18 protein-coding genes and 2 pseudogenes are annotated in these 22202 nt (G+C 72.1%); 9 read left to right on the forward strand and 11 right to left on the reverse strand.

Annotation, left to right across the window (positions count from 1 at the left end):
* Positions 1-22: 22 nt before the first annotated feature.
* Both ACW9J6_RS06195 and ACW9J6_RS06200 read right to left on the reverse strand, forming a co-directional pair.
* The gene (locus ACW9J6_RS06195; protein ID WP_457115573.1) at positions 23-745 is read right to left on the reverse strand and encodes a tetratricopeptide repeat protein; all 723 of its coding nucleotides are present in this window, start codon (positions 743-745) and stop codon (positions 23-25) included.
* A gap of 83 nt (positions 746-828) precedes the next feature.
* Entirely contained in the window at positions 829-1422 is a 594-nt protein-coding gene (locus ACW9J6_RS06200; RefSeq protein ID WP_457115574.1) for an NnrU family protein, read from the reverse strand.
* Positions 1423-1516: 94 nt separating this feature from the next.
* On the opposite strand from ACW9J6_RS06200, the gene ACW9J6_RS06205 reads away from it, so the two are divergent.
* From ACW9J6_RS06205 to ACW9J6_RS06230, 6 genes and pseudogenes are all read left to right on the forward strand, one after another.
* The gene (locus ACW9J6_RS06205; protein WP_457115575.1) at positions 1517-2683 is read left to right on the forward strand and encodes a hypothetical protein; all 1167 of its coding nucleotides are present in this window, start codon (positions 1517-1519) and stop codon (positions 2681-2683) included.
* Positions 2684-3018: 335 nt separating this feature from the next.
* Positions 3019-3804 (forward strand): COG4705 family protein, encoded by a 786-nt coding sequence (locus ACW9J6_RS06210; protein ID WP_457115576.1) that lies wholly within the window; start codon positions 3019-3021, stop codon positions 3802-3804.
* 188 nt (positions 3805-3992) lie between these two features.
* The gene (locus ACW9J6_RS06215) at positions 3993-4388 is read left to right on the forward strand and encodes a hypothetical protein (RefSeq protein WP_457115577.1); all 396 of its coding nucleotides are present in this window, start codon (positions 3993-3995) and stop codon (positions 4386-4388) included.
* A gap of 78 nt (positions 4389-4466) precedes the next feature.
* Positions 4467-4820 (forward strand): annotated as a pseudogene (locus tag ACW9J6_RS06220) (response regulator); the annotation flags it as partial.
* 129 nt (positions 4821-4949) lie between these two features.
* Positions 4950-5129 (forward strand): winged helix-turn-helix domain-containing protein, encoded by a 180-nt coding sequence (locus ACW9J6_RS06225; RefSeq protein ID WP_457115578.1) that lies wholly within the window; start codon positions 4950-4952, stop codon positions 5127-5129.
* Positions 5129-6475 (forward strand): sensor histidine kinase, encoded by a 1347-nt coding sequence (locus ACW9J6_RS06230; protein WP_457115765.1) that lies wholly within the window; start codon positions 5129-5131, stop codon positions 6473-6475. Before ACW9J6_RS06225 ends, ACW9J6_RS06230 begins: the two co-directional genes overlap by 1 nt.
* An 18-nt stretch (positions 6476-6493) precedes the next feature.
* On the opposite strand, the gene ACW9J6_RS06235 is transcribed toward ACW9J6_RS06230, so the two are convergent.
* The 9 genes and pseudogenes from ACW9J6_RS06235 to ACW9J6_RS06275 all read right to left on the reverse strand — a co-directional run bounded on the left by ACW9J6_RS06235 (position 6494) and on the right by ACW9J6_RS06275 (position 17146).
* The gene (locus tag ACW9J6_RS06235; RefSeq protein WP_457115579.1) at positions 6494-7270 is read right to left on the reverse strand and encodes a COG4705 family protein; all 777 of its coding nucleotides are present in this window, start codon (positions 7268-7270) and stop codon (positions 6494-6496) included.
* 264 nt (positions 7271-7534) lie between these two features.
* On the reverse strand, positions 7535-7963 hold the full coding sequence (locus tag ACW9J6_RS06240) for an acyl-CoA thioesterase (RefSeq protein WP_457115580.1): 429 nt from the start codon (positions 7961-7963) through the stop codon (positions 7535-7537).
* The gene (gene truB / locus ACW9J6_RS06245; RefSeq protein ID WP_457115581.1) at positions 7956-8966 is read right to left on the reverse strand and encodes a tRNA pseudouridine(55) synthase TruB; all 1011 of its coding nucleotides are present in this window, start codon (positions 8964-8966) and stop codon (positions 7956-7958) included. Before truB ends, ACW9J6_RS06240 begins: the two co-directional genes overlap by 8 nt.
* Before the next feature lie 388 nt (positions 8967-9354).
* Entirely contained in the window at positions 9355-9780 is a 426-nt protein-coding gene (gene rbfA / locus ACW9J6_RS06250) for a 30S ribosome-binding factor RbfA (RefSeq protein ID WP_457115582.1), read from the reverse strand.
* 166 nt (positions 9781-9946) lie between these two features.
* A complete protein-coding gene (infB, locus tag ACW9J6_RS06255) occupies positions 9947-12874 on the reverse strand; it encodes a translation initiation factor IF-2 (RefSeq protein WP_457115583.1) in 2928 nt (975 codons plus the stop codon).
* Between the two features lie 112 nt (positions 12875-12986).
* A complete protein-coding gene (locus tag ACW9J6_RS06260; RefSeq protein WP_457115584.1) occupies positions 12987-13766 on the reverse strand; it encodes an RNA-binding protein in 780 nt (259 codons plus the stop codon).
* Between the two features lie 162 nt (positions 13767-13928).
* The gene (gene nusA, locus ACW9J6_RS06265; RefSeq protein ID WP_457115585.1) at positions 13929-15545 is read right to left on the reverse strand and encodes a transcription termination factor NusA; all 1617 of its coding nucleotides are present in this window, start codon (positions 15543-15545) and stop codon (positions 13929-13931) included.
* Between the two features lie 86 nt (positions 15546-15631).
* Positions 15632-16228: pseudogene (rimP, locus tag ACW9J6_RS06270) on the reverse strand (ribosome maturation factor RimP); the annotation flags it as partial.
* Positions 16229-16423: 195 nt separating this feature from the next.
* Entirely contained in the window at positions 16424-17146 is a 723-nt protein-coding gene (locus ACW9J6_RS06275; RefSeq protein ID WP_457115586.1) for a GntR family transcriptional regulator, read from the reverse strand.
* Between the two features lie 154 nt (positions 17147-17300).
* On the opposite strand from ACW9J6_RS06275, the gene ACW9J6_RS06280 reads away from it, so the two are divergent.
* From ACW9J6_RS06280 to ACW9J6_RS06290, 3 genes are all read left to right on the forward strand, one after another.
* Positions 17301-18329: a TRAP transporter substrate-binding protein gene (locus tag ACW9J6_RS06280; protein ID WP_457115587.1), complete on the forward strand. Its 1029-nt coding sequence runs from the start codon at positions 17301-17303 to the stop codon at positions 18327-18329.
* A gap of 119 nt (positions 18330-18448) precedes the next feature.
* Positions 18449-20011, forward strand: a complete 1563-nt coding sequence (locus ACW9J6_RS06285; protein WP_457115588.1) for a class I adenylate-forming enzyme family protein — start codon at positions 18449-18451, stop codon at positions 20009-20011.
* A 35-nt stretch (positions 20012-20046) separates the two neighbouring features.
* Positions 20047-21786 carry a thiamine pyrophosphate-binding protein gene (locus tag ACW9J6_RS06290; protein ID WP_457115589.1) on the forward strand — a complete coding sequence of 580 codons (1740 nt, stop codon included), beginning with the start codon at positions 20047-20049 and terminating at the stop codon, positions 21784-21786.
* Positions 21787-22202 lie beyond the last annotated feature (416 nt).

The raw sequence follows: 22202 nt of genomic DNA on the forward strand, positions 1-22202 counted from the left end.
CCGGGACGGAACGGCTCTGGCGTCAGCGCGTGACGTCGGGCGGCGGCGGGGCCGCCGGGGCGGCCGGCGCGGCGTCGCTGACCTTCACGGGCCCGCCCGCCACCAGGGCGACGTAGACCTCCAGGCGCTGACGCAGGCCCTGCGGGGTCTCGCGGTCCGCCGCGATCTGGTCGAACCAGCGGCCGGCGGCCTCGTAGTCGCCCTTGCGCAGGGCGGCGAGGCCGAGCATCTCGCGGGCGGTGTGGCGGAAGGCGTTCCCCGAGGCAGCGAGCCCCTGGAGGGTGTTCAGCGCCTCGGGATCGTTCCCGTCGAGGCGCAGCATCGCCCCGCGCAACCGCGCCGCGTCCCGCAGGCCCGGGCCGACCGCCGTGTCGTCCGCGATCGCCGCGTAGGCCTTGGCGCCCGCGGCCGGGTCGGTCTGGCCGAGTTCGGCGGCGGCGCGCAGGCGCGCGAGGGCCCGGTAGCCGGCGGGCGACTCGGCCGCCACCGCCTCGAACGTCTTGGCGGCCTCGGCGCCCTTGTCCTTGGGAAGGTCCTTGGCCTGGCGCACCGCCTGGTCGAAGCGGTTGCTCGCCGCCTCGGCCTGGACCTGCTGCTCGTGCTGCCAGAAGCGCCAGCCGCCGACGCCGATCACCACCAGCACCGCGATGCCGATGAAGACGCCGCTGTAGCGCTTCCAGATCTCGGCGGCGCGGTCACGGCGGTAATCCTCGTTGACCTCGCGAATGAACTCGTCTTCTTTCATCTCGGAACCGCTCGCCAAACCGTGCCGCGCGCGCCCCGCGACAGGGGCGTCCGCCTAGCACGATCGCGGGCGGATGGCGAGCTTCAGGCCTGGCCCGGCCAGACCGCCACGCCGATCAGCCAGGGATGCAGGAAGCGGGCGAAGGCGAACCACGCGACGAGGCCGATCGCCACCGCCAGCGCGTCGTTGCGCCACCCGGCCGCCGCCGCGGCCGGTCCGACATGGGGCTTCACCTCGTCCCGCCGCTTGACGCTGATGCGGGCCGCCACCGCCCAGGCGAGGACGCTGCCGAACAGGACGATCGAGCCGAGATCGCCGTTGGCGAGGAGATGCGCCAGCGCCCAGATCTTCACGCCCGCCAGCATCGGGTGCTTCAGCGCCCCCTTGATCCGCCCCGGCAGGTAGGCGGCGACGAAGGCGATGAAGGCCAGGAGCACCAGCAGCAGCGCGAGGTGGCGGGTGAAGACGGGGGGCGACCAGACGTCGATATAGCCGTTCGCGCGGTAGCGGCCGTAGCCGATGGACGTGACCACGATCCCGACCAGGGACAGGATCGAGTATCCCATCTTGTAGGGCCCCTCCCCGATCCGCGCGATCAACCGGGCGCGGGGACCGCGCAGCATGGTGAAGGCGTGCGTGCCGAGGAACAGCACGAGGCCGAGCACGAGGACCAGCATGGACGGGCTCCGCGGTCAGGACAGCGCCGGCTCGGCGCAAGCGAACCGCAAGCATTTGTCGGACAGGTTGGCGGGACGAGTCCAGGTTGTCCCGATGCGCTTCGCCCTCCTCGCCGCGTGTCTCTGCGTCGCGGTCTCCGCCGCCCTCCCGTCCCGGGCGGAGCTCGGCCCGCCGCTCTCGGCCCTGACCCTGGTCGGTCCACCGAGTCCCGTGTTCCGGGCGACCCGGGACGCCTGCGACGGGAACGACGTGCCCGACGCGCCCGCCCGGGCCTTCCGGGACGCGGCGGGCTCCCTCGTGGTGTTCGGCCTGCACTATCGCAACCGGGCGCTGCGCGGGCCGGACCTGGAGCATCTCACGCTCGACTGCCGGGTCGTGCTCGAGTCGGGCCTGGCCGCGGAGCCGGAGCGCTACGACGACCGTAGCTGGATCACCGCGACCTGGACCGAGGACGGGCGCGCCGTCGCGGCCCTCCTCCATCACGAGTATCACGGGGAGGCGCATCCGGGCCGCTGCGTCTCCGGCGAGACGATGGCCTGCTGGTACAACACGATCCTGGCGGCGCGCTCCACCGACGGCGGCGAGAGCTTCGTGCGCGCCCGCCCGCCCGCGGTCGTGGCCGGCCCGCCCTTCCGGCAGGAGGTGGGGCAGGGCCGCCATCGGGGATTCTTCAACCCCTCGAACATCGTGCAGGATGGGCCTTCCCGCTACTTCTTCGCCTCGACGACCGGCTGGGACGGGCAGCCCTTCGGCGTCTGCCTGTTCCGGTCCGACGACCTGCGCGACCCCGCCCGCTGGCGGGCCTGGGACGGGCGCGGCTTCAACGTCGCCTTCCCGGACCCCTACGGCAAGGGCAGACGGCCGGGAGGTTCCTGCGCGCCGATCGCGCCCTTCCCTGCGCCGGTCGGCTCGGTGAGCCGCCACCGCGGCACCGGGATGTGGGTCGCGGTGTTCCAGGCCGCGGCGGGCGGGCTCTTCCCGCGCTCGGGCTTCTACTGGACCACCTCGCGGGACTTGATCCGCTGGGACGCGCCGCGCCTGCTCCTCGCCGGCCCGACCCTCTACGACGACCCCTGCCGGGCCGACGGCGACCTCATCAGCTACCCGTCGCTTCTCGACCCGCAGGCGAGCGGCCGCAACTTCGACGACGTGGGCGACCGGGCGGAGCTGTTCTACGCGGTGCTGCGCCGGAAGGGCTGCGAGATCACCTCCGACCGCGACCTCGTGCGGCGGCCCGTGGCGATCAAGGTCTGGCCGTAGGGTCAGACCCCGATCGGCTTGACCCCGCGGATGGCCGAAGAGGGCGTGTCTCTGCCTGTCGCGCAGACACGCCCTCAGAGCAGAAATGTGCCACGTCCAAACCTTCGCTCTGCGCCACCGGAATGGCCGCACGCGAGGGCGGTCACCGTCGCAACCCCCGACCCAGCGACCATCCGGTCGCGGGGTCTGTCGCGCAATCGCGGGGCGGAGGAGAACGGGGGTGAGCCGGCGCGCCCGCCAACGGCTCAGGCGAATGCCGATCCCGATCGCCTCTAAGCCACCCCTAAGTCGTTCCCGTGATCCTGGGTCCTGTGCCGACGCAGGGAGGGATGGCGATGACGGCAGCCGTGAGCGCTTCCGAGCGCATGCTGAACAAGGTCCCGGAGGTCACGCTGATCTTCTGGCTCATCAAGGTGATGTCGACCACGGTCGGCGAGACCGGCGCCGACTACCTCGCCGTCCATGTCGGCCTGGGAACCGCGATGACAGGTGGAATCATGGTGGCGTTGCTAGCGGCCGCGCTGGCCCTCCAGCTCCGCACGCGCCGCTACGTGCCCTGGATCTACTGGCTCACCGTGGTGCTGGTCAGCATCGTCGGTACGCAACTGACCGACTTCCTGACCGACAAGCTGGAGGTCAGCCTCTACGCCAGCACAGCGGCCTTCGCCGTCGCGCTCGCAGCGGTCTTCGGGCTCTGGTTCGCAGTCGAGCGCACGCTGTCGATCCACACCATCGTGACCCGCAGGCGCGAAAGCTTCTACTGGCTCGCCATCCTGCTCACCTTCGCCCTGGGTACGGCGGCGGGCGACCTCGCCACGGAGGCGCTGGGGCTCGGATTCAATTGGGGCGTCGTCGCGTTCGGCGTGCTGATCGCCGCGGTGGCCCTCGCCCATCGCCTCGGAGCCAACGCCGTCCTCGCCTTCTGGGTCGCGTACATCCTGACCCGCCCCCTCGGCGCCGCCCTCGGGGACCTGCTCTCGCAGTCCCGGGAATACGGCGGCCTGGGCTTCGGCACCGTCGTCACCAGCCTCGTCTTCCTCGGCGTGATCATCGCCTTGGTCACCATCGTGACCTTGAACGCGGCGCCGGCCGCCGGCGCGCGCCCCGCCCAGCGGGCCTGACCCTGCGGAGGGGCGCACCGCCTCACGGGACGAGGCCGCACGACACCCCGGCGTGCGGTCCCGACCAGGAGCGGATCCCGGGCTGCGGGCGGACCGGCCCGGTTCGCCTCTAAGCGATGGCTAAGTCCCGGCAGGCAGACGGTCCTCGGTGACCGGAAGCGAACACCGGCTTGAGAGGAGAGCGACCCATGACGTTCAAGACCATCGCCTGCACCGCCGCGGCCCTGGCCTTCACGGCCCTGTCGCTGCAAGCGGCAGGATGGGGTGACGGGCCCGTGGTCGGCACCGCGCATGCCGCTGCCTCGAAGCTGGGCGACCTCGGCCGGTTCAAGGCCATCGCGGTCGACACCCAGACGCTCGTCGACAAGGGGTACCTCGCGGCCGCCAAGGCCCGGATCAAGGACCTGGAGACCCAGTGGGACGAGGCCGAGGCCGGCCTGAAGCCCCGGGCGGCCGCGGACTGGCACAAGGTCGACAAGGCCATCGACCGCGCGCTGGAGGCGCTGCGGGCCGCGCCGCCGGACGCCGCGGCCTGCAAGGCCGCGCTCGCCGACCTCCTGCAGACCATCAACGCCATGGGCTGAGACGGCTTGCAACCGCCCCCGGTCATCCGGGATCGTCGGGGATACGCCGCACCGGGCGGCGACGGGTCGGATCGGACGATGCGGGTTCTCCTCGTCGAGGACGACAGGATGATCGGGGCCGCGCTCCAGCAGGCGCTGCGGGACGCGGCCTACGCGGTCGACTGGGTGCGGGACGCCGCCGCCGCCGAGGCGGCCGTTGCGACGGAAACCTACGACATCGCCCTCCTCGACCTCGGCCTGCCCGACACCGACGGGATCGACGTGCTGCGCCGCCTGCGCGCGGGCCGAGCGGCCATGCCGGTCATCATCGTCACCGCCCGGGACGGCGTGGAGGACCGCGTCGGGGGCCTCGACGTCGGCGCCGACGACTACGTCACGAAGCCATTCGAGCCGCGCGAGTTGCTGGCCCGGATGAGGGCGGTCCTGCGGCGGCCGCGGGCCGCCGCGGCGCCGCTGCTCGACAACGGCATCGTCAGCCTCGACCCATCAACCCTCTAGGAGCACAACGGCGGGGTCACCTGCCGCCCTACCAGGCGGGAATTCGCCTGCCTGCAGGCCCTCATGCACCGCCCCGGCACCATCCTGTCGCGGCAAGATCTGGAGGGGCGCATCTACGGCTGGAACGAGGAGGTCGAGAGCAACGCCGTCGAGTTCCTGATCCACTCCGTGCGCCGCAAGCTCGGGAACGCGGTGATCCGCAACGTCCGCGGGGTCGGCTGGATGGTGGACCGGCCCGCGTGATGCGCTCCGTCCGGGCTCGCCTGTTCGTTGGGCTCTCGGTGCTCGTCGTGGGGACGAACGTCGGGTTCGGCCTGCTCGCGTACCGTCGCGCCGTCGAGGAAGCCACGGAGCTCCAGGACGCCGTGCTGCGCCAGGTCGGCCAGTTCGCCGTCCATGCGGGCGCATCGACCATCGATTGGACCGACGACCGGGACGAACCCGAGTTTCGCGTCGTCATCGAGACGCTGGGGGCCGCTCGGCGCGGTTCGCCTCTCGAAGGGGTCGCGTCCGACATCCCCGACGGGATCTCGACGGTCCGGCATGGCGGCGAGGCATGGCGGCTTCTCGTCCGCACGCGCCCGGACGGCGGCCGGGTCGGGATCGGCCAGTCGACGGCGAGCCGGGACGAGCGGATCAGGGACACGCTCCTCCAGACGCTCGTGCCCGTCCTGATGCTGGTGCCCTGCCTGCTCCTGCTCATCGGCATGATCATCCAGGCGAGTTTCAGGCCCTTGTCGGTCCTGGCGGCCCGTCTCGACGCACGGGCGACGGGCGACCTGCGCACCCTTCCGGCCGGGGAGGTCCCCGACGAGATCCGCCCCTTCGTCGAAGCCATCAACCGTCTCCTCGGCCGGGTCGGGCAGATGTTCGAGCAGCGCCGCCGCTTCGTGGCGGACGCGGCGCACGAGTTGAGAACCCCGGTCACGGCGCTCACCGTCCAGGCCGACAACCTGTCCCGCCTCGGCCTGTCTCCGGAGGCCGCGGAGCGCCTGGCCGCGCTCCGCGGCGGCATCCGGCGGGTCGCCCACCTGTTGGAACAGCTCCTCTCCCTCGCCCGCTACGAGGCCGGCCCGTCGCGCACGGCCCCCGTCACCGACCTCGATTGGGCCGCACGGGAGGCGGTTGCTGACCTGATGCCGGCTGCCTTCGAGCGCGCGATGGACCTGGGTTTCGGCCGGATCGAGACCGCGCGGGTGGTGGCCGATCCGACCAGCCTGCGGGTCATGATCCGCAACCTCGTCGACAACGCTCTCCGCCACGCGCCGTGCGGCGGGCCGATCGACGTCGAGGTTTTCCGGGACGGAGCCGACGCGGTCCTCCGGGTGACGGATACCGGTCCCGGCATCCCCGAGGCGGACCTCGACCGCATCTTCGACCCGTTCGTCCGGGGCCGCCAGGTCGATGGCGGCGGCACCGGCCTCGGCCTCTCCATCGTCCGGAGCATCGCGGATGCCTGCGGCGGGTCGGTCGCGCTCGCGAATCGGACGGACGGCCCGCGCGGCCTCGTGGCGACCGTGCGGCTCCCGGCGGCGCGAGACGCCCTGACCCATTCCCCACCCGCCGCGGGCGGCCCCGCGATGCCGTGAAAGGACGCCTGTCCAGGTTCAGGGCTTCGCCACCGTCGTCTGGGGATGCTCGCCCGCGCGCTGGGGCAGGAGCACGATCAGGGCGATGATGCAGGCCGCGATCACGGCCGAGGCCAGCGGCCGGCTGAGGTTCAGGCCGCCCTGACTGACGGGCTTGTCGAGGAAGTCGCCGACCGTCGCCCCGAGCGGCCGGGTCAGGATGAAAGCCGCCCAGAACAGGGCGACCCGCGAGACCTCCGTCCGGTAGTACAGGAGCACGACGGCGGCGAGCGCGACGGCGAAGACGACGGCGCCCCCCTCGTAGCCGAGACCGCCGGTGTCGGCGAGCCAGTCGCCGAGCGCCGTGCCGAGGGTCTGCGAGACGGTGATGGCCGCCCAGTAGAAGGCCTCGACGCGCGGGGTCGAGACCGTGTTCACCGAGATCGTGCCCTCGGTGGCGTACCAGATCCCGAGCACGGCCGCGAGGCAGGCGAGCAAGAGGCTCGAGCCGCCGGTATAGCCGATCCCGAGGGAGCGGTCGGCGAAGTCGGCCATGGTCGTGCCGAAGGTGGTCGAGGCGACGATGGTCGCCCAGTACAGGGCCGGGTGGAACCGCTTCGCCAGGATCTGGGCGACGACCAGGGCGACGAGGACGATTGCGAACAGCGCCGTTCCTGCCAGGTAGCCCCAGTCGAGCGTCATCGTGACGGTGTCGCCACCCGTCTCGCCCAGAGTCGTCGCGAGGATCTTGACGACCCAGAAGCCGAGAGTGACGGCCGGTACCTTGCTCAGTGCTGCTTTGTCGTCCGCGTGCATGGCGGGTCGATCCTCGCGTCGGTGATGCGGCCACGCCCTGTCGAAGGGCGCAGGTCCGCGCTCACAGCCGGTGATGCGTCAGACTGAGCGGAGACTTAGTGCACCTCACAAAACTCCCGTCGCGCTGGAGGCGCCACGGCGAGCGGCGACGGTGATCGGGAGTTTTGTGAGAGACACGTAGCGGCTCCGGATCGCATGCCCTCGACGCCACGTGCACGCGGACATGGGGGACTTGCTTGGACGGTCCGGCCGAGGGAGGCGGCGTCAGCCGACCTCGACGACCAGCCGCTCCGTCGCCTCCCGCGCCGCGCCGTCGAGCGCACGCGGCCGGCGGGTGGCGGAATCGATCATCACGCAACTCGCCTCCGCCTCGCCGACGAGACGGTCGTCGCAGAGGATGCGGTTGCGGAAGCCGAGGGAACTGCGCCCGAGGCGGGCCAGCCAGGTCGCGGTGCGGACCCGGCCCGGGAAGTGCAGCTCGCCGCGGAAGTCGATCACGAACCGCGCGATGACGAGAGCGACGCCCGCCGGCACCACCGGGGCGAGGTGGGTGGCGAAGAACAGCACCCGCCCGCTCTCGCAGAAGCCCGCGAAGACCGCGTTGTTGACGTGGCCGTTGGCGTCCGTGTCGCGGTAGCGCAGGACGTCGTCGGTCCACAGGACCCGCGGGTCGTCGGGGGGCAGATCAGCCATGGCGCGGCGTCGGGGCCGTGCCGCCGAGGTGGAACACCCGGTGCGGCACCAATTCGCCCCGCTCCACGTCCCCCACGGCCACGAGGATGCCGTTGCAGGTGGCGTAGGCCTTGCCCCCGATCGGCGCGTCGCGCCCGCGCAGGATCACGGACTGGCCGCGCATCAGCCGCAGGGCCATGTCCCGCGAGACCGGCACGCAGGGGACGGCGTCGAGGGCGGTCTCCACCGGTCGCAGCACCGCCGGCAGGTCCTCGCCCTGGGCGGCCTCCAGCGCCCCGACCGTGCAGGACTGGTCCTCCGTGAAGGGGCCGACCCGGGTGCGGCGCAGGGCCGAGACGTGGCCGAGGCAGCCCAGCGCCCGGCCGAGGTCGCGGGCGATCGCCCGCACGTAGGTGCCCTTGCCGCACTCGGCCTCGATGATCGTGCGCTCCTCCGTGTGGGCGACGATCGCCAGGCGATCGATCTGGACCGGCCGGGCCACGAGGTCGACCACCTCGCCGTCGCGGGCGAGGTCGTAGGCGCGCTCGCCCTGGATCTTGATCGCGGAGTAGCGCGGCGGCACCTGCTCGATCGCCCCGACGAAGCGCGGCAGCACCGCCTCGACGGCCTCCCGGGTCGGACGCTGGTCGGAGGTGCCGACCGGCCGTCCCTCCGCGTCGTCCGTGTCGGTCTCGGTGCCCCAGGTCACCGTGAAGACGTAGGCCTTGCGGCCGTCCATCACGAAGGGAACGGTCTTCGTCGCCTCGCCGAGCGCGATCGGCAGGATGCCGGAGGCGAGCGGATCGAGTGTGCCGGCGTGCCCCGCCTTCTTGGCGTTGAGGGCGCGCTTCACCGCCGCGACCGCGTGGGTCGAGGTCATGCCGACGCCCTTGTCGAGGATGACCCAGCCGCTGATCTCGCGGCGCTTGGGACGCTCGCCCTGCGGGCGCCCGCGGCCGCGGGGCGGCCGCGCCTCGCGCGGTGCAGCCGAAACCGTTCCGGCAGCCTGGTCCTCGTGCATCATCGGTCCCCGTCCCAGAAAAGCAGGCAGCGCGACCGATATCCGCCGGCCGGCCGCTCCCCATCGTCGATAATCGCTTTGGTGACCCGCCGTTTCGTCGGCGCGGCAAGCTGGAGCAGGCTGCTCCCGCATCGGCGCGCGAGACCCGCTCCGGGTTCGAGTACTGCACGCCCGGCGCCGAAGCGCCGGCGCATCATCGCCGCGAGCCTCTCGGGACGCCAGACGGACCCGCCATCGACCAAGGCCGCGATCCGGAACAGGCTCCGGCCCGGCCCGACCGGCGCCTCTCCTAGAGCAGTATCCGATCACGCTGCAATCGGAAACTGCTCTAGGTCTTTGATTTTAACGCATTTTCTGCGACGAACCGGGATCCACTTCGTCGGAAAATGCTCTAGTGGTCCGTCCCTGCCTCGGGCTCGACGTCCCGCTCGGGTTCGAGGTCCCGCTGAACCTTGTCGCTGCGCAGCAGGCGGTCGATCCGCGCCGCCTCGTCGAAGGTCTCGTCGCGCCGGAAGCGCAGCTCGGGCGCGAATTTGAGGTTCACGCGGCGGGCCACCTCCTGCCGGAGCACCTTGCGGTTGCGCTCCAGCGCCTCCAGCACCGGCGCCTCGTCCTGGCCGCCGAGCGGCATCACGAAGGCGGTCGCGTGCTTCAGGTCCGGCGACATGCGGACCTCCGGCACGGTGATGACGTGGCGCGTCAGCACCGGATCCTGAATGTCGCCGCGGCCGAGCACCTCGGCGATGGCGTGGCGGACGAGCTCGGCCACGCGCTGCTGGCGCTGCGAGGGTCCGGCGGTGTCGTTTGGCTTGCGCATCGTGTCGTCTTCCGGGCTGGGACCGGGCCGGGGATCCCGGCCGGGCCGCGCCCGGCCAGGGGTGACGCCTCGGGGCCTGAACCGACGAGCCCGAGGCGGCGGGCGCCCCGGGCTCGTGGGAAAGGGTGGCCGCCCGGCGAGGCGGCCGAACGGCATCAGGCGAGGATCAGAGCGTCCGACGCTCCTCGTGGACGATGTAGCACTCGATCACGTCCCGGACGCGCATGTCCTGGTAGTTCTCGAACGCCATGCCGCATTCCTGACCGGCCGACACCTCCTTGGCGTCGTCCTTGAAGCGCTTGAGCTGCGAGAGCTTGCCCTCGTGCACCACGACGTTGTCGCGGATGAGCCGGACATGGGCGCCGCGCTCGACGCGGCCGTCCTCGACGCGGCAGCCCGCGATCTTGCCGACCTTCGAGACGTTGAAGATCTCGAGGATCCGCGCCTCGCCCAGGCGCTCCTCGCGGAGCGTCGGCGGGAGCAGGCCGGACATCGCCGCCTTCACGTCATCCACGAGGTCGTAGATGATGTTGTAGTAGCGGATCTCGACGCCCGCGCGCTCGGCGGCCTCGCGGGCCTCCTTGTGGGCGCGGACGTTGAAGCCGATCACCACCGCGCCCGACGCCTGGGCGAGGGTGATGTCGGATTCGGTGATGCCGCCGACGCCGGTGTGCAGGATGCGCGCCGCGACCTCGTCGTTGCCGAGCTTGTCGAGGGCGCCCGCGATGGCCTCCACCGAGCCCTGCACGTCGCCCTTGACGACGAGCGCGAACTCCTTGCGGCCGGCCCCCTCCTTGAGGTCGCGCATCATGTCCATGAGCGACCGGCCCGAGGCGGCGCCCGCCGCGGCGGCGCGCTCGCGCTTCACGCGGGCACGGTACTCGGTGACCTCGCGGGCGCGGGCCTCGTTCTCGACCACCGCGACGCGGTCGCCCGCCTCCGGCGTGCCGTTGAAGCCCAGTACCTCGACGGGGACCGCCGGGCCCGCCTCCCTGACGCTGCGGCCGCTGTCGTCGATCAGGGCGCGCACGCGGCCCCACTCGGCGCCGGCCACCACGATGTCGCCGGTGTGCAGCGTGCCGCGGGCGACGAGCACGGTCGCGACCGGGCCGCGGCCGCGATCGAGCTTCGCCTCGATCACCGTGCCCTCCGCCGAGCGGTCGGGGTTGGCGCGCAGGTTCAGGATCTCCGCCTGGAGGGCGAGGCCCTCCAGCAGCTCGTCGAGGCCCTGCCGGGTCTTGGCCGAGACCTCGAACTCGAGGGTCTCGCCGCCCATCGATTCCACCTGCACGTTGTGCTGGAGGAGTTCGGTGCGCACCCGCTGCGGGTTGGCGTCGGGCTTGTCGATCTTGTTGATCGCCACGACCAGCGGCACCTCGGCCGCCTTGGCGTGCGAGATCGCCTCGATCGTCTGGGGCATGACGCCGTCATCGGCCGCCACTACCAGCACGACGATGTCCGTCACCTTGGCGCCGCGGGCGCGCATGGAGGTGAAGGCCGCGTGGCCGGGGGTGTCGATGAAGGTGATCTTGCCGCCGGACGGCGAGGTCACCTGGTAGGCGCCGATGTGCTGGGTAATGCCACCCGCCTCGCCCTCGACGACGTTGGCGTTGCGGACCGCGTCGAGCAGCGAGGTCTTGCCGTGGTCGACGTGGCCCATGATGGTCACGACCGGCGGACGCGGCAGGGTGTCGTCGTCCTCGTCGGGCGCGTCGAACAGACCCTCCTCGACGTCGGACTCCGCCACGCGGCGCACCGTGTGGCCGAGTTCCTCGGCGATCAGCTGGGCCGAGTCCGAGTCGATCACGTCGGTGATCTTGTGGATCTGGCCCTGCTTCATCAACAGGCGGATGACATCCACCGCCCGCTCGCTCATGCGGTTGGCGAGTTCCTGGATGGTGATCGTCTCGGGGATGACCACCTCGCGCGCCAGCTTCTCCTTCTGCTCCATCTGGCGATGGCCGGTGAGGCGCTGGGTGCGGCGGCGGAAGGCCGCGAGCGACCGGGTCCGCTCGTCCTCGCCCGAGGTCGCGTTGGCGATGGTGAGCCGGCCGCGGTTGCGCTCGGCGCCCGCCGTCTTCGGCGTCTTGGGCGGCGTGATGATCTTGAGCGGCATGCCGGGCCGCCGGATCACCCGCTTGGTGTCGGCCTCCTCCTCGGCCGCCGTCGCCGGAGCGCGGCCCGCGGGCGCGGTCCGTGCCGGCGTCGCCCCGGCGGCGGGCTGGGCGCTCGCGGCGGCGGGCTTCGGCTCGGGCTTCGGGGGCTCGGGCGGCTTCGGCGCCGGACGGGCCATGAAGTTGAGGTCGCGGGGCTTGCGCGTATCCGCGGTGATCACGCGGCGCGGCTCGGCCGGCGCGGCCGGACGCAGCGCGGGGCGCGCGGCGGCCCCCGCAGCACCGGCGGGGCGCGCGGCAGCGGCCGGGCGGGCCGGGGCGGCGGCGGCCGGACGGGGCTGAGCCGGGGCGGCCGGCTGAGCGGCCGGCGCAGGGGCGGCGGGCGCCGCGCCCTGGGGGGCGCTCGGCGCCACCACCTGCGCGGCGGCGGCGGCGCGGGCCGCCTCCTCGCTCATGCGGCGCTCCGCCTCCTCGGCGGCCCGGCGCTTGCGGGCCTCCTCCTGGCGGCGGCGCTCCTCTTCCTCGCGCTTGCGGGCCTCGCCGGCCTCGCGCTCGCGGATCTCGGCGGCCTCGCGCTCGGCCCGGCGGCGGGCCTCGTCGGCGGCGCGGCGGCGCTCGTCCTCCTCGCGGCGGCGGGCATCCTGCAGCGCGGCCATGCGGGCGCTCTGCTCCTGATCGCTCAGCGTGCGCAGCACGACGCCCGAGCGGGCCGGCGCCTGACGCGGCTCGGCGGAGCGCGGCGCGGGAGCGCTCGCGGCAGGCCGGCTCGGGGCCGGCGCCGGGGCGGTCTCCTTCGGGGCGGCCGGCGCCTGCGGGGCACCGATGACGCGACGCTTCACCGTCTCGACCACGACCGACTTCGAGCGGCCGTGGGAGAAGCTCTGGCGCACGATGCCCTGCTCGACAGGACGCTTCACCGAGAGCGTCTTCGCGGAGCCACCATGCAGCGTCTTGTCGCCCGGATTCTTCGTCTCACTCATTCAGTTCAGATCCTGGGGGTTCTCATCGTCCCGGGATCCGGCCTCCCGGAGGCCGCCTCCCACCTCTGCATCCCGGGAACGCGCCCGGGAGGGGCCGATCCCATTCATTCCATCACCGGCCTTCCGGGGACCGGTCACGATCTCGTTCCGTCGCCTGGACGTCGTCCGGGAGGGCCGCGTCGGCGTCGCCGTGCGGCGCCACTCCGACATCCCCGGGCGCGGCCTCCGCACCGCGGAAACGGCGGAGCCGACGCCAACGCGCGAGCAAGCCGGCCGTGCCGGCCCCCGCGGCGAGGGCAGCGTGTATCACATGATCCCGGCCCAAGGCCATGTCCAATTCTGCGCCGGACAGGTCATCCACCACCGGGATCTCGCATATGGCATCACCGTAGCGGCGGCGCAATGCCTGGGCGAGCTTGCGGCGGCCGTCCGGGCTGGCGTCGCTGGCATGCAGAAGGGCGGCGACGCCCTCGCGGGACCCGATGGCGCTCTCCACCTTGGTGAAGCCCGTGGTGACGCAGCCCGCCTTGTTGGCCATCGCCAGCGCCTGCCGGAGGTCGGCGCGCAGGCCCGCCTCGATCACGTCCGCGAGATCGGGCGGCACATTCGACGCCTTGCCCTTGAAGGCCCGCTGGAACAGGCGCTTGCGCAGGGCCTCGGCGACGCTCGCCCGGGTGGCCGTCACCCAGGCGCCGCGCCCCGGGAGCCGGGCCTTCAGGTCCGGGACCACGGTCCCGTCGGGGGACAGGGCGAAGCGGATCAGGCCCGACGGGTTCTGGGCCTTGCGGGTGACGAGGCAGGTCCGCTCCGCCTGCGCGCGCCCGCGCCCGATCCCGGCATCGAGGATGTCGGGCGGGAGATCGTCGGCGGCCGGGGCGGTGTCCTGCTGCATCGGGAGCATGGGTGCTGGGAATGGAATGATGGAGGCGGAGAACGGGATCCCCTCTCCCGGGTGGGAGAGGGGAAACGCGCTCGACCTTGAACCGTGAGCGTCAACTTCGAGAGCGACCACCCTCCCCCGGCGAGGGGGAGGATCCGGGCGCGCCGCCTCCGATCAGGTCGGCTGACCCTCGGTCTCCTCCAGGGCCTCCTCCTCGTCCTCGGCGGGGGCCTCCTCCTCGGGCGCCTCGATCCAGCCGGCGCGCACGCGGGCCGCGACGATCATCGCCTCGGCCTCGGCGCGCGAGAGGTCGAACCCGTCGAGGTAGCCCGCGTGGCGGACCGCCTCGGCGCCGCGCCCCTCCGTGTAGCCGACGAGGTCGTCGGTGGCGCAGCCGGCGAGGTCCTCGATCGTCCGCACCTCGTTCTGGCCGAGCGCCACCAGCATCGGCGTCGTGATGCCGTCGATCTCGCGCAGCTCGTCCTCGACGCCGAGTTCCCGGCGCCGGGCGTCGTTCTCCGCCTCGATCCGGGCCAGGTACTCGCGGGCGCGCTCCTGGATCTCGGCGCCCGTATCCTCGTCGAGGCCCTGGATGTTGGCGATGTCGGCGGGCTCCACGAAGGCGATCTCCTCCACCGAGCGGAAACCCTCGGCGGCGAGGAGCTGGCCCACCGTCTCGTCCACGTCGAGGGCCTCCATGAAGGCGTTGGTGCGCTCCACGAACTCCTTCTGGCGCCGCTCCGATTCCTCGGCCTCGGTCAGGATGTCGATGTCCCAGCCGGTGAGCTGCGAGGCGAGCCGCACGTTCTGGCCGCGGCGGCCGATCGCCAGGGAGAGCTGGTCGTCGGGCACCACCACCTCGATGCGGTCGGCCTCCTCGTCGAGCACGACCTTGACCACCTCGGCAGGCTGCAGCGCGTTCACGATGAAGGTCGCCTGGTCCTGCGACCACGGGATGATGTCGATCTTCTCGCCCTGCAACTCGCCGACCACCGCCTGCACGCGCGAGCCGCGCATGCCGACGCAGGCGCCGACCGGGTCTATGGAGGAATCGCGGGAGATCACCGCGATCTTGGCGCGCGAGCCGGGGTCGCGGGCCACCGCCTTCACCTCGACGATGCCGTCGTAAATCTCCGGCACCTCCTGGGCGAAGAGCTTCGCCATGAATTGCGGGTGGGAGCGCGAGAGGAAGATCTGCGGCCCGCGCACCTCGCGGCGCACGTCGAACAGGTAGGCGCGGATGCGGTCGCCCGGCCGGAAGGTCTCGCGCGGGATCGACTCGTCGCGGCGCACGATGCCCTCGCCGCGACCGAGGTCCACGATGGTGTTGCCGTACTCGACGCGCTTGACGAGGCCGTTGACGATCTCGCCGATGCGGTCCTTGTACTCCTCGTACTGGCGGTCGCGCTCGGCGTCCCGGACCTTCTGGACGATGACCTGCTTGGCCGACTGGGCGGCGACGCGGCCGAAATCGAAAGGCGGCAGGGTGTCGGCGATGACGTCGCCGATCTGCGCCGCCGGGTTGTGGCGCCGCGCGGTCTCGAGGTCGATCTCGCGGGCGTCGTTCTCCACCTGCTCGACCACGAGCAGGTGCCGGGAGAGCCGCAGGGCGCCGGTGCGCGAGTCGATCTCCGCGTGGACGTCCGTCTCGGCGCCGTAGCGCGAGCGGGCGGCCTTGGCGATCGCCTCCTCCATGGCGCCGATGACGATCGAGCGGTCGATGACCTTCTCGCGGGCGACGGCGTCGGCGATCTGCAGGAGTTCGAGTCGGTTGGCGCTGACGACGGCCATGGCGTTCTTGTCCCTCTACGCTGTGACTGTGCGCCTCGCGGCGCGGATGGGTGGGTGCGGAGCGGTCAGGAGGCGGCCGGCGGCGCGTCCTCGTCCCCCTCCTCCTCGGAAGCCTCGGTGGGGCCGCCGCGGCGCAGGGATTCGCGGATCAGGGCGTCGGTGAGAACGAGATGCGCCTCGCCGATATCGGCCAGCCGCAGGTCGTAGGCGTCCGGCAGCCCCTCCTTGACGTCGGCGAGTTCGATCCGGACCGTGTCGCCCTCGGGCGCCCGGATGATGCCGCGAAAGCGCTTGCGCCCGTCCAGCGGCAGGCCGAGCTCCACCTTCGCCTCGTGGCCCGCCCAGCGGGCGAAGTCCCCGGCGCGCACCAGCGGCCGGTCGATCCCCGGCGAGGAGATCTCCAGGTGGTAGGCGCGCCCGATCGGGTCGTCGACGTCGAGGAGCGGCGAGATCGTGCGGCTGACCGCCTCGCAATCCTCCACCGTCATGGTGCCGTCCGGCCGCTCGGCCATGATCTGGACCGTGCAGCCGTTCTGGCCGGAGACGCGCACCCGCACGAGGCGGAAGCCGAGCCCCTCGATCGAGGGTTCGACGATCTGCGCCACGCGGGCCGCGACGCCGGTCTCGGTGATGAGCCGCTTCTCGACCGGCTCGGTCGCGCGGATGTCTGGGGCGTCGGTCATCAGTCCTTGCCGTGCCGTCCGGATGGTCAAGTCCGGTTCCGGTCGCGCTCGCCCCGGCTCGCGGCAATAAAAAAGAGCGGACCCCGGGGGGCCCACTCCCGCACCGCAGCCTCATCGACCGCGAACAGAACTGTTGATCGGCTAGATAATCCGGTGACAAGCGGATTGCAAGGCGTTTGAGGGGCAGCCCAGGGCTCAGCGGCGGACGAGGCGGCGCCGGCTGTCCTCGGCCGTGGCCTCCTCCTGCGCCTGAAGGCGGGCGACGAAGACGGTGGCGGCGCGGGCGATGTGCTGCTGCGAGAGCCGGTCGGCCCGCTCCCCCTCCCCGGCCGCGACGGCCTCCAGGATGGCGGCGTGCTCGTCCCAGATGCGGCGGGGCATCGCCTCGTCCTCGCGCAGAACCTCGCCCATGATCCGCTGCAGGTGGTTGAAGTGCGGCGCCACCGTCTCGACGATGATCGGGTTTCCGGAGATCTCTCCCAGGAAGCGGTGAAAGGCGATGTCCGCCGCGATGAGCCGGGAGACGGACGGGCTCGCCGCGGCCTCCCGCCCCGCCGCGATCAGGGCCGGCCCCTCGCGCCCGGCGCGCGCGGCGCCGCGCTCGGCCGCGAGCCGGCTCGTCAGCCCCTCCAGCACGCCCCTGACCTCGTAGAAGTTGCGCACGAAGGAGGCTTCCAGCGGCGCCACCACCAGCCCTCGACGGGGGGCGTCGCGCACGATGCCGTGATTGCGCAGAAGCAGCAGCGCCTGCTGGACCGGCTGGCGCGAGACGCCGTAGGCCTCCGCCAGTTCGTCCTGGATCAGGCGCGCGTTCGGCGCCAGCCGCCCCTCGGTGATCTCGCTGAAGATGGCCTCGTAGACCTGCTCGACCAGCCGGTGGCGCGTCGCGCTCGCCCGGCCCTGTGTCCCACCGGCCATCGCCGGACCCCTCTCACCACGCACTCACACGATGGCGTGTTGCGCAAAGCGCGGGTTCGTGCAATAGCGAATTCAACATTCGAATTCCGAATTCAAATTCGCAGACCGGCTTCGCCGGTTGAGGCGGCGGGAATTCAGCACAGGGAGCGAAACGATGACGGGTCTCAGTCGGCGGCGCCTGCTCGCGTCCGGCCTCTCGGCGGCGGCCATCGGCACCATCGGGTGCCCCGTCGGGTGCCCCGCCCTGGCGCAGGGGGCGAAGCTGAGCCTCAAGCTCGGCACCGACCTCCCCGTCGCGCACCCGGTGAACGTCCGGCTGAAGGAGGCCATCGCGGCGATCGCCCAGGAGACGGGCGGCGCCGTCGAGATCGCCCTGTTCCCGTCGAACCAGCTCGGCAGCGACTCGGACATGCTGTCCCAGATCCGCTCCGGCGCCCTCGAATTGGCGACCTTCCCGGGCACCGTGGTGTCCACCCTCGTGCCGGCCACCTCCCTGACCGGGCTCGGCTTCGCCTTCACGAGCTACGACAAGGTCTGGGCCGCCATGGACGGCGAGGTCGGCAACTACATCCGGCGCGCCATCGAGAAGACCAACCTCGTCCCGTTCCAGGCGACCTGGGACAACGGCTTCCGGCAGATCACCACCAGCACGCGGCCGATCGAGACGCCGGCCGACCTCAAGGGGTTCAAGATCCGCGTGCCGGTCGTGCCACTCTGGGTGTCGATGTTCGCGGCGCTCGGCGCCGCGCCGGTGAGCATCCCCCTGAGCGAGGCCTATTCGGCACTGCAGACCCGCATCGCCGACGGCCAGGAGAACCCGCTGGCGCTGATCAACTTCGCCAAGTTCTACGAGGTGCAGAAGTACTGCTCCCTCACCAACCACGCCTGGGACGGGTTCTGGCTGATGGCGAACGGCCGCGTCTGGCGCGGCATCCCGGCCGACGTGCAGCAGGTCATGGCCAAGCACTTCAACGCCGCCGCCCTCTTGGAGCGCGACGACATCGCGAAGGCGAATGTCAGCCTGCAGAAGGACCTGGAGAGCAAGGGCCTCGCCTTCAACAGCGTCGACCCGGGCGCCTTCCAGGCGGCCCTGCGCGCCACGAAGTTCTACGGCCAGTGGCGCGAGAAGTTCGGACCCGAGGCCTGGGCGCTGGTGCAGAAATACGCCGGCGACATCGGCTGAGATCGAGGCTTTTGTTTTTGCCGCATGGTCTGCGACGAACCGGCATCGGCTTCGTCGAACACTGCTCGGGTCCGGCGCGCGCCCGCGCCGACCCCACGACGTCTCGGACGGAGCGACCGATGAGAGATGTGCTCACGCACGGACAGATGCTCGCCGTGCAGGCGCGCCTGCAGCCCGATCGGATCGGCGCGCGCGACCTCGATCGCGCGATGACCTTCCGCCAGTGGAACGCGCGGGCCTGCCGGCTCGCCAATGCGCTCCTCGGGCTCGGGCTCGCCAAGGGCGACCGGATCGCCGTGCTCGCCTACAACTGCGTCGAGTGGCTGGAGATCTACGCCGCCACCGCCAAGGCGGGCCTGGTGGCGGTGCCGATCAATTTCCGGCTGGTGGGTCCGGAGGTCCGCTTCATCCTGGAGGACGCGGAGGTCTCGGGCCTGATCGTCCAGGACCAGCTCGGCGGCATTCTGGAGGAGATCCGCGCGGACCTGCCGGTGCCGGAGGACCGGGTGATCTGGTTCGGGGCCGCCGCCCGCCCGGCGGGGCTGCACGGCTACGAGGACCTGATCGCCGCGGCGAGCGAGGCCGAGCCGGCGGCGTCGATCGACCCCGCCGATCCCTGGATGCTGATGTACACCTCGGGCACGACCGGCCGTCCGAAGGGTGCGATCCGCAGCCATCGCGGGGCCGCGATGCTGTCGCTCGTCACCGCGATCGAGCTGCGGATCGGGCGGCCGGACGCCGCCCTGCTCGTCATGCCGATGTGCCACGCCAACTCGCTCTACTTCTTCGGGTCATTCAGCTATTGCGGCGGCGCGACCAGCGTCTACTCGCGCAAGAGCTTCGATCCGGAGCATTGCGTGCGCGTGCTGGCGCAGGGGGGCGCCACCTTCACCTCGCTGGTGCCGACCCACTACGCGATGATGCTCGCCCTGCCGGCCGCGAACCGGGCGCAGCACGATCTCGGCCGCGTCACCCGGCTGATGATCTCCTCCGCCCCAGCGCGGCCCGACACGAAGCGGGCGGTGATGGAGATGTTCCCGCGGTCGGGCCTCTACGAGCTCTACGGGGCGACGGAGGTCGGCTGGGCCACGATGCTGCATCCCGAGGAGCAGTTCACCAAGCTCGGCTCGGTCGGGCGCGAATGCGTCGGCTCGGCGCCGATCCGCCTCCTCGACGACGCGGGCAACGAGGTCCCGGACGGCGAAGCGGGCGAGCTCTACTGCAGCAATCCCTACCTGTTCGACGGCTACTGGAAGCTGCCCGAGAAGACCCGCGACGCCTTCCGGGGCGCCTACTGCACCGTCGGCGACATGGCGCGGCGCGATGCGGACGGGTTCATCCACCTCGTCGACCGCAAGAGCAACATGATCATCTCAGGGGGCGAGAACGTCTACCCGTCCGAGGTCGAGGCGGTGATCGGCGCCCACCCCGCCGTGCACGATGTCGCGGTGGTGGGCCTGCCGGATGCCACTTGGGGCGAGCGCGTCCACGCGGCGGTGGTGCTGCGCGCGGGCGCCGCGGCCGACGCGGCCGCGATCCTCGACTGGTGCCGGGACCGGATCGCCGGGTTCAAGCGCCCCCGCACGGTCTCGTTCCTGGACGACGAGGCGATGCCCCGCACCGCCACGGGCAAGAACCTGCACCGCAAGCTCAAGGAGCGGCTCACGGCCGAGGGCGCGTGAGCGTCCCGGAGAGCGAGGAGCCCAGGAGGAGACGGATGAGCCAAGCGCCACAACCGGTCATGGACCTGAACGCCGACGAGCATTCCTGCGCGGCCTGGATCGCGCGCTTCCTCAAGGCACGCGGCATCGCCCGGATCTACGGGCTGCAGGGCGGCCACATCCAGCCGATCTGGGACCACGCCGCCCGGCTCGGCATCCGCATCGTCGACGTGCGCGACGAGGGCGCGGCGGTGCACATGGCCCACGCCCACGCGGAGCTGACCGGAGAACTCGGCGTCTGCATGGCGACGGCCGGCCCCGGCGTCACCAACTGCGTCACCGGCATCGCCAACGCATCCCTCGCCCGCGTCCCCGTCCTGCTCATCGGCGGCTGCACCTCGCGGCCGCAGGCGAATCTCGGACCGCTGCAGGACATCCCGCACGTCGAGATCCTGCGGCCGGTCACGCGCCAGTCGCGCACCGCCCGGGTGGCCGAACAGGTGATCCGGGAGCTCGACGAGGCCGTGAGCCGCGCCATGGGCGATGCCGGCGAGCCGGGTCCCGTCTACGTCGAGATCCCGACCGACGTGCTACGGGCGCACGTGCCGCCGCTTCTCGTCCTCGACGACTGGATGCGCCCGAAGCCCCCGCGCCGGCTGCCTCCCGACCCGGCGGCCGTGGCGGAGGCGGTGGAGACGTTGTGGTCCGCCAAGCGCCCGCTCGTGGTGAGCGGCCGCGGGGCGCGGCAGGCGGGCGGCGCGCTGGTGCGCCTGCTCGACGCGCTCGGCGCGGTCTATCTCGACACGCAGGAGAGCCGCGGCCTCGTCCCGGCCGACCATCCGGCGACGGTCGGCGCGGTGCGCGCCGCGGCGATGAGCGAGGCGGACGTCGTCCTGGTGGTGGGGCGCAAGCTCGACTACCAGCTCGGCTACGGCTCCCCCGCCGTGTTCCCGCAGGCCCGTTTCGTGCGGATCGCCGACAATGCCGGCGAACTCATCGACAACCGCCGCGGCGAGCCTGAACTCCTCGCCACCCCGGCCCTCGCCCTCGACGCCATCGTGGAGGCGGCCGGCAACCGCGCGCCCGCCCTCGACCGCGCCTGGGCGGACGGACTGCGCCGCCGCCACCGGGAGCGCGCGGGGGCCGCCACGGCGGCCGCGACGGGGTCCGACGGGCGCGTCCACCCAGCCGCGATCTTCGCGGCGATCCGCGCGACGGCGGCGCCCGACTTCATCGCGGTGGCGGATGGCGGCGACCTCCTCAGCTTCGCCCGCGTCGGCCTGGAGGCGCGCACCTACATGGATGCGGGCGCCTTCGGCTGCCTGGGGGTCGGCGTTCCCTTCGCCATCGCGGCCTCCCTCGCCTATCCGGAGCGGCAGGTGGTCTGCGTCACCGGCGACGGGGCCTTCGGCATCAACGCCATGGAGATCGACACCGCGGTCCGCCACGGGGCGAAGACCGTGATCGTGGTCTCCAACAACGCGGCCTGGAACATCGAGCGCTACGACCAGGAGACCAATTACGGCGGCCGGGTCGTCGGCACGCTGCTGGCCGATTCCGACTATGCCGGGATGGCCCGCGCGCTCGGGGCGCACGGCGAGCGGGTCGAGAGGCCCGAGGACCTGCCGGCCGCCCTGGAGCGGGCGCTCGCCAACGCGCCCGCCCTCGTGGACGTGGCGACCTCCCGCACCGCCGTCTCCTCGGACGCGCGCAAGGGCCTCGGCTTCGTGCCCGACTACCAGCCGCTCACGGCCTGGGACGACGCGGAGAAGCGGCGGCGCGGCGAGACGGCGTGACGCCCGACGGTCCCCGGGGAGCTCGGCCGCACCTCATCGCGGTACTCGCCCGCTCCCCGCCGGCAACGCACGGGGCGCCCGTTGCCGGCGGCCGGGCGAGATCGCCCGGCGATGCCGTCGACTGCGTAGTCTGGCCCGTGTGTGGCGTGCGGCAAGGCCCGCAAGCTGGATGGGGGCCGCGTGCGCCGGGCCGAGGGCCGGCGACCCCACGCTGCGGGCGAGCCCGCCCTCTCACGGGCCAATATCCCGTTTCACCGACGAGACGAACTGCACCCGAACGTCTCATCGATCCGACTAAACCATAATTGACTTTCCTTCTTCGCGATTGCGCTTGAAGAATGATGTAAATTTACATTCAATCAACGATTATGTCGCGAAACGTACAGACGGTTCCGCGCGCCCATTGCGTCACATCG

Source organism: Methylobacterium sp. JK268 (assembly GCF_054052225.1).

Coding starts and splice junctions, on each gene's coding strand:
- ACW9J6_RS06200 (WP_457115574.1), bottom strand. CDS start 1,422: ATGCTGGTCCTCGTGCTCGGCCTCGTGCTGTTCCTCGGCACGCACGCC.
- ACW9J6_RS06275 (WP_457115586.1), bottom strand. CDS start 17,146: ATGGCCGGTGGGACACAGGGCCGGGCGAGCGCGACGCGCCACCGGCTG.
- ACW9J6_RS06235 (WP_457115579.1), bottom strand. CDS start 7,270: ATGCACGCGGACGACAAAGCAGCACTGAGCAAGGTACCGGCCGTCACT.
- ACW9J6_RS06210 (WP_457115576.1), top strand. CDS start 3,019: ATGACGGCAGCCGTGAGCGCTTCCGAGCGCATGCTGAACAAGGTCCCG.
- rbfA (WP_457115582.1), bottom strand. CDS start 9,780: ATGCGCAAGCCAAACGACACCGCCGGACCCTCGCAGCGCCAGCAGCGC.
- ACW9J6_RS06285 (WP_457115588.1), top strand. CDS start 18,449: ATGAGAGATGTGCTCACGCACGGACAGATGCTCGCCGTGCAGGCGCGC.
- ACW9J6_RS06215 (WP_457115577.1), top strand. CDS start 3,993: ATGACGTTCAAGACCATCGCCTGCACCGCCGCGGCCCTGGCCTTCACG.
- ACW9J6_RS06240 (WP_457115580.1), bottom strand. CDS start 7,963: ATGGCTGATCTGCCCCCCGACGACCCGCGGGTCCTGTGGACCGACGAC.
- ACW9J6_RS06260 (WP_457115584.1), bottom strand. CDS start 13,766: ATGCAGCAGGACACCGCCCCGGCCGCCGACGATCTCCCGCCCGACATC.
- ACW9J6_RS06290 (WP_457115589.1), top strand. CDS start 20,047: ATGAGCCAAGCGCCACAACCGGTCATGGACCTGAACGCCGACGAGCAT.
- ACW9J6_RS06205 (WP_457115575.1), top strand. CDS start 1,517: ATGCGCTTCGCCCTCCTCGCCGCGTGTCTCTGCGTCGCGGTCTCCGCC.
- ACW9J6_RS06230 (WP_457115765.1), top strand. CDS start 5,129: ATGCGCTCCGTCCGGGCTCGCCTGTTCGTTGGGCTCTCGGTGCTCGTC.
- ACW9J6_RS06280 (WP_457115587.1), top strand. CDS start 17,301: ATGACGGGTCTCAGTCGGCGGCGCCTGCTCGCGTCCGGCCTCTCGGCG.
- infB (WP_457115583.1), bottom strand. CDS start 12,874: ATGAGTGAGACGAAGAATCCGGGCGACAAGACGCTGCATGGTGGCTCC.
- ACW9J6_RS06195 (WP_457115573.1), bottom strand. CDS start 745: ATGAAAGAAGACGAGTTCATTCGCGAGGTCAACGAGGATTACCGCCGT.
- ACW9J6_RS06225 (WP_457115578.1), top strand. CDS start 4,950: ATGCACCGCCCCGGCACCATCCTGTCGCGGCAAGATCTGGAGGGGCGC.
- truB (WP_457115581.1), bottom strand. CDS start 8,966: ATGATGCACGAGGACCAGGCTGCCGGAACGGTTTCGGCTGCACCGCGC.
- nusA (WP_457115585.1), bottom strand. CDS start 15,545: ATGGCCGTCGTCAGCGCCAACCGACTCGAACTCCTGCAGATCGCCGAC.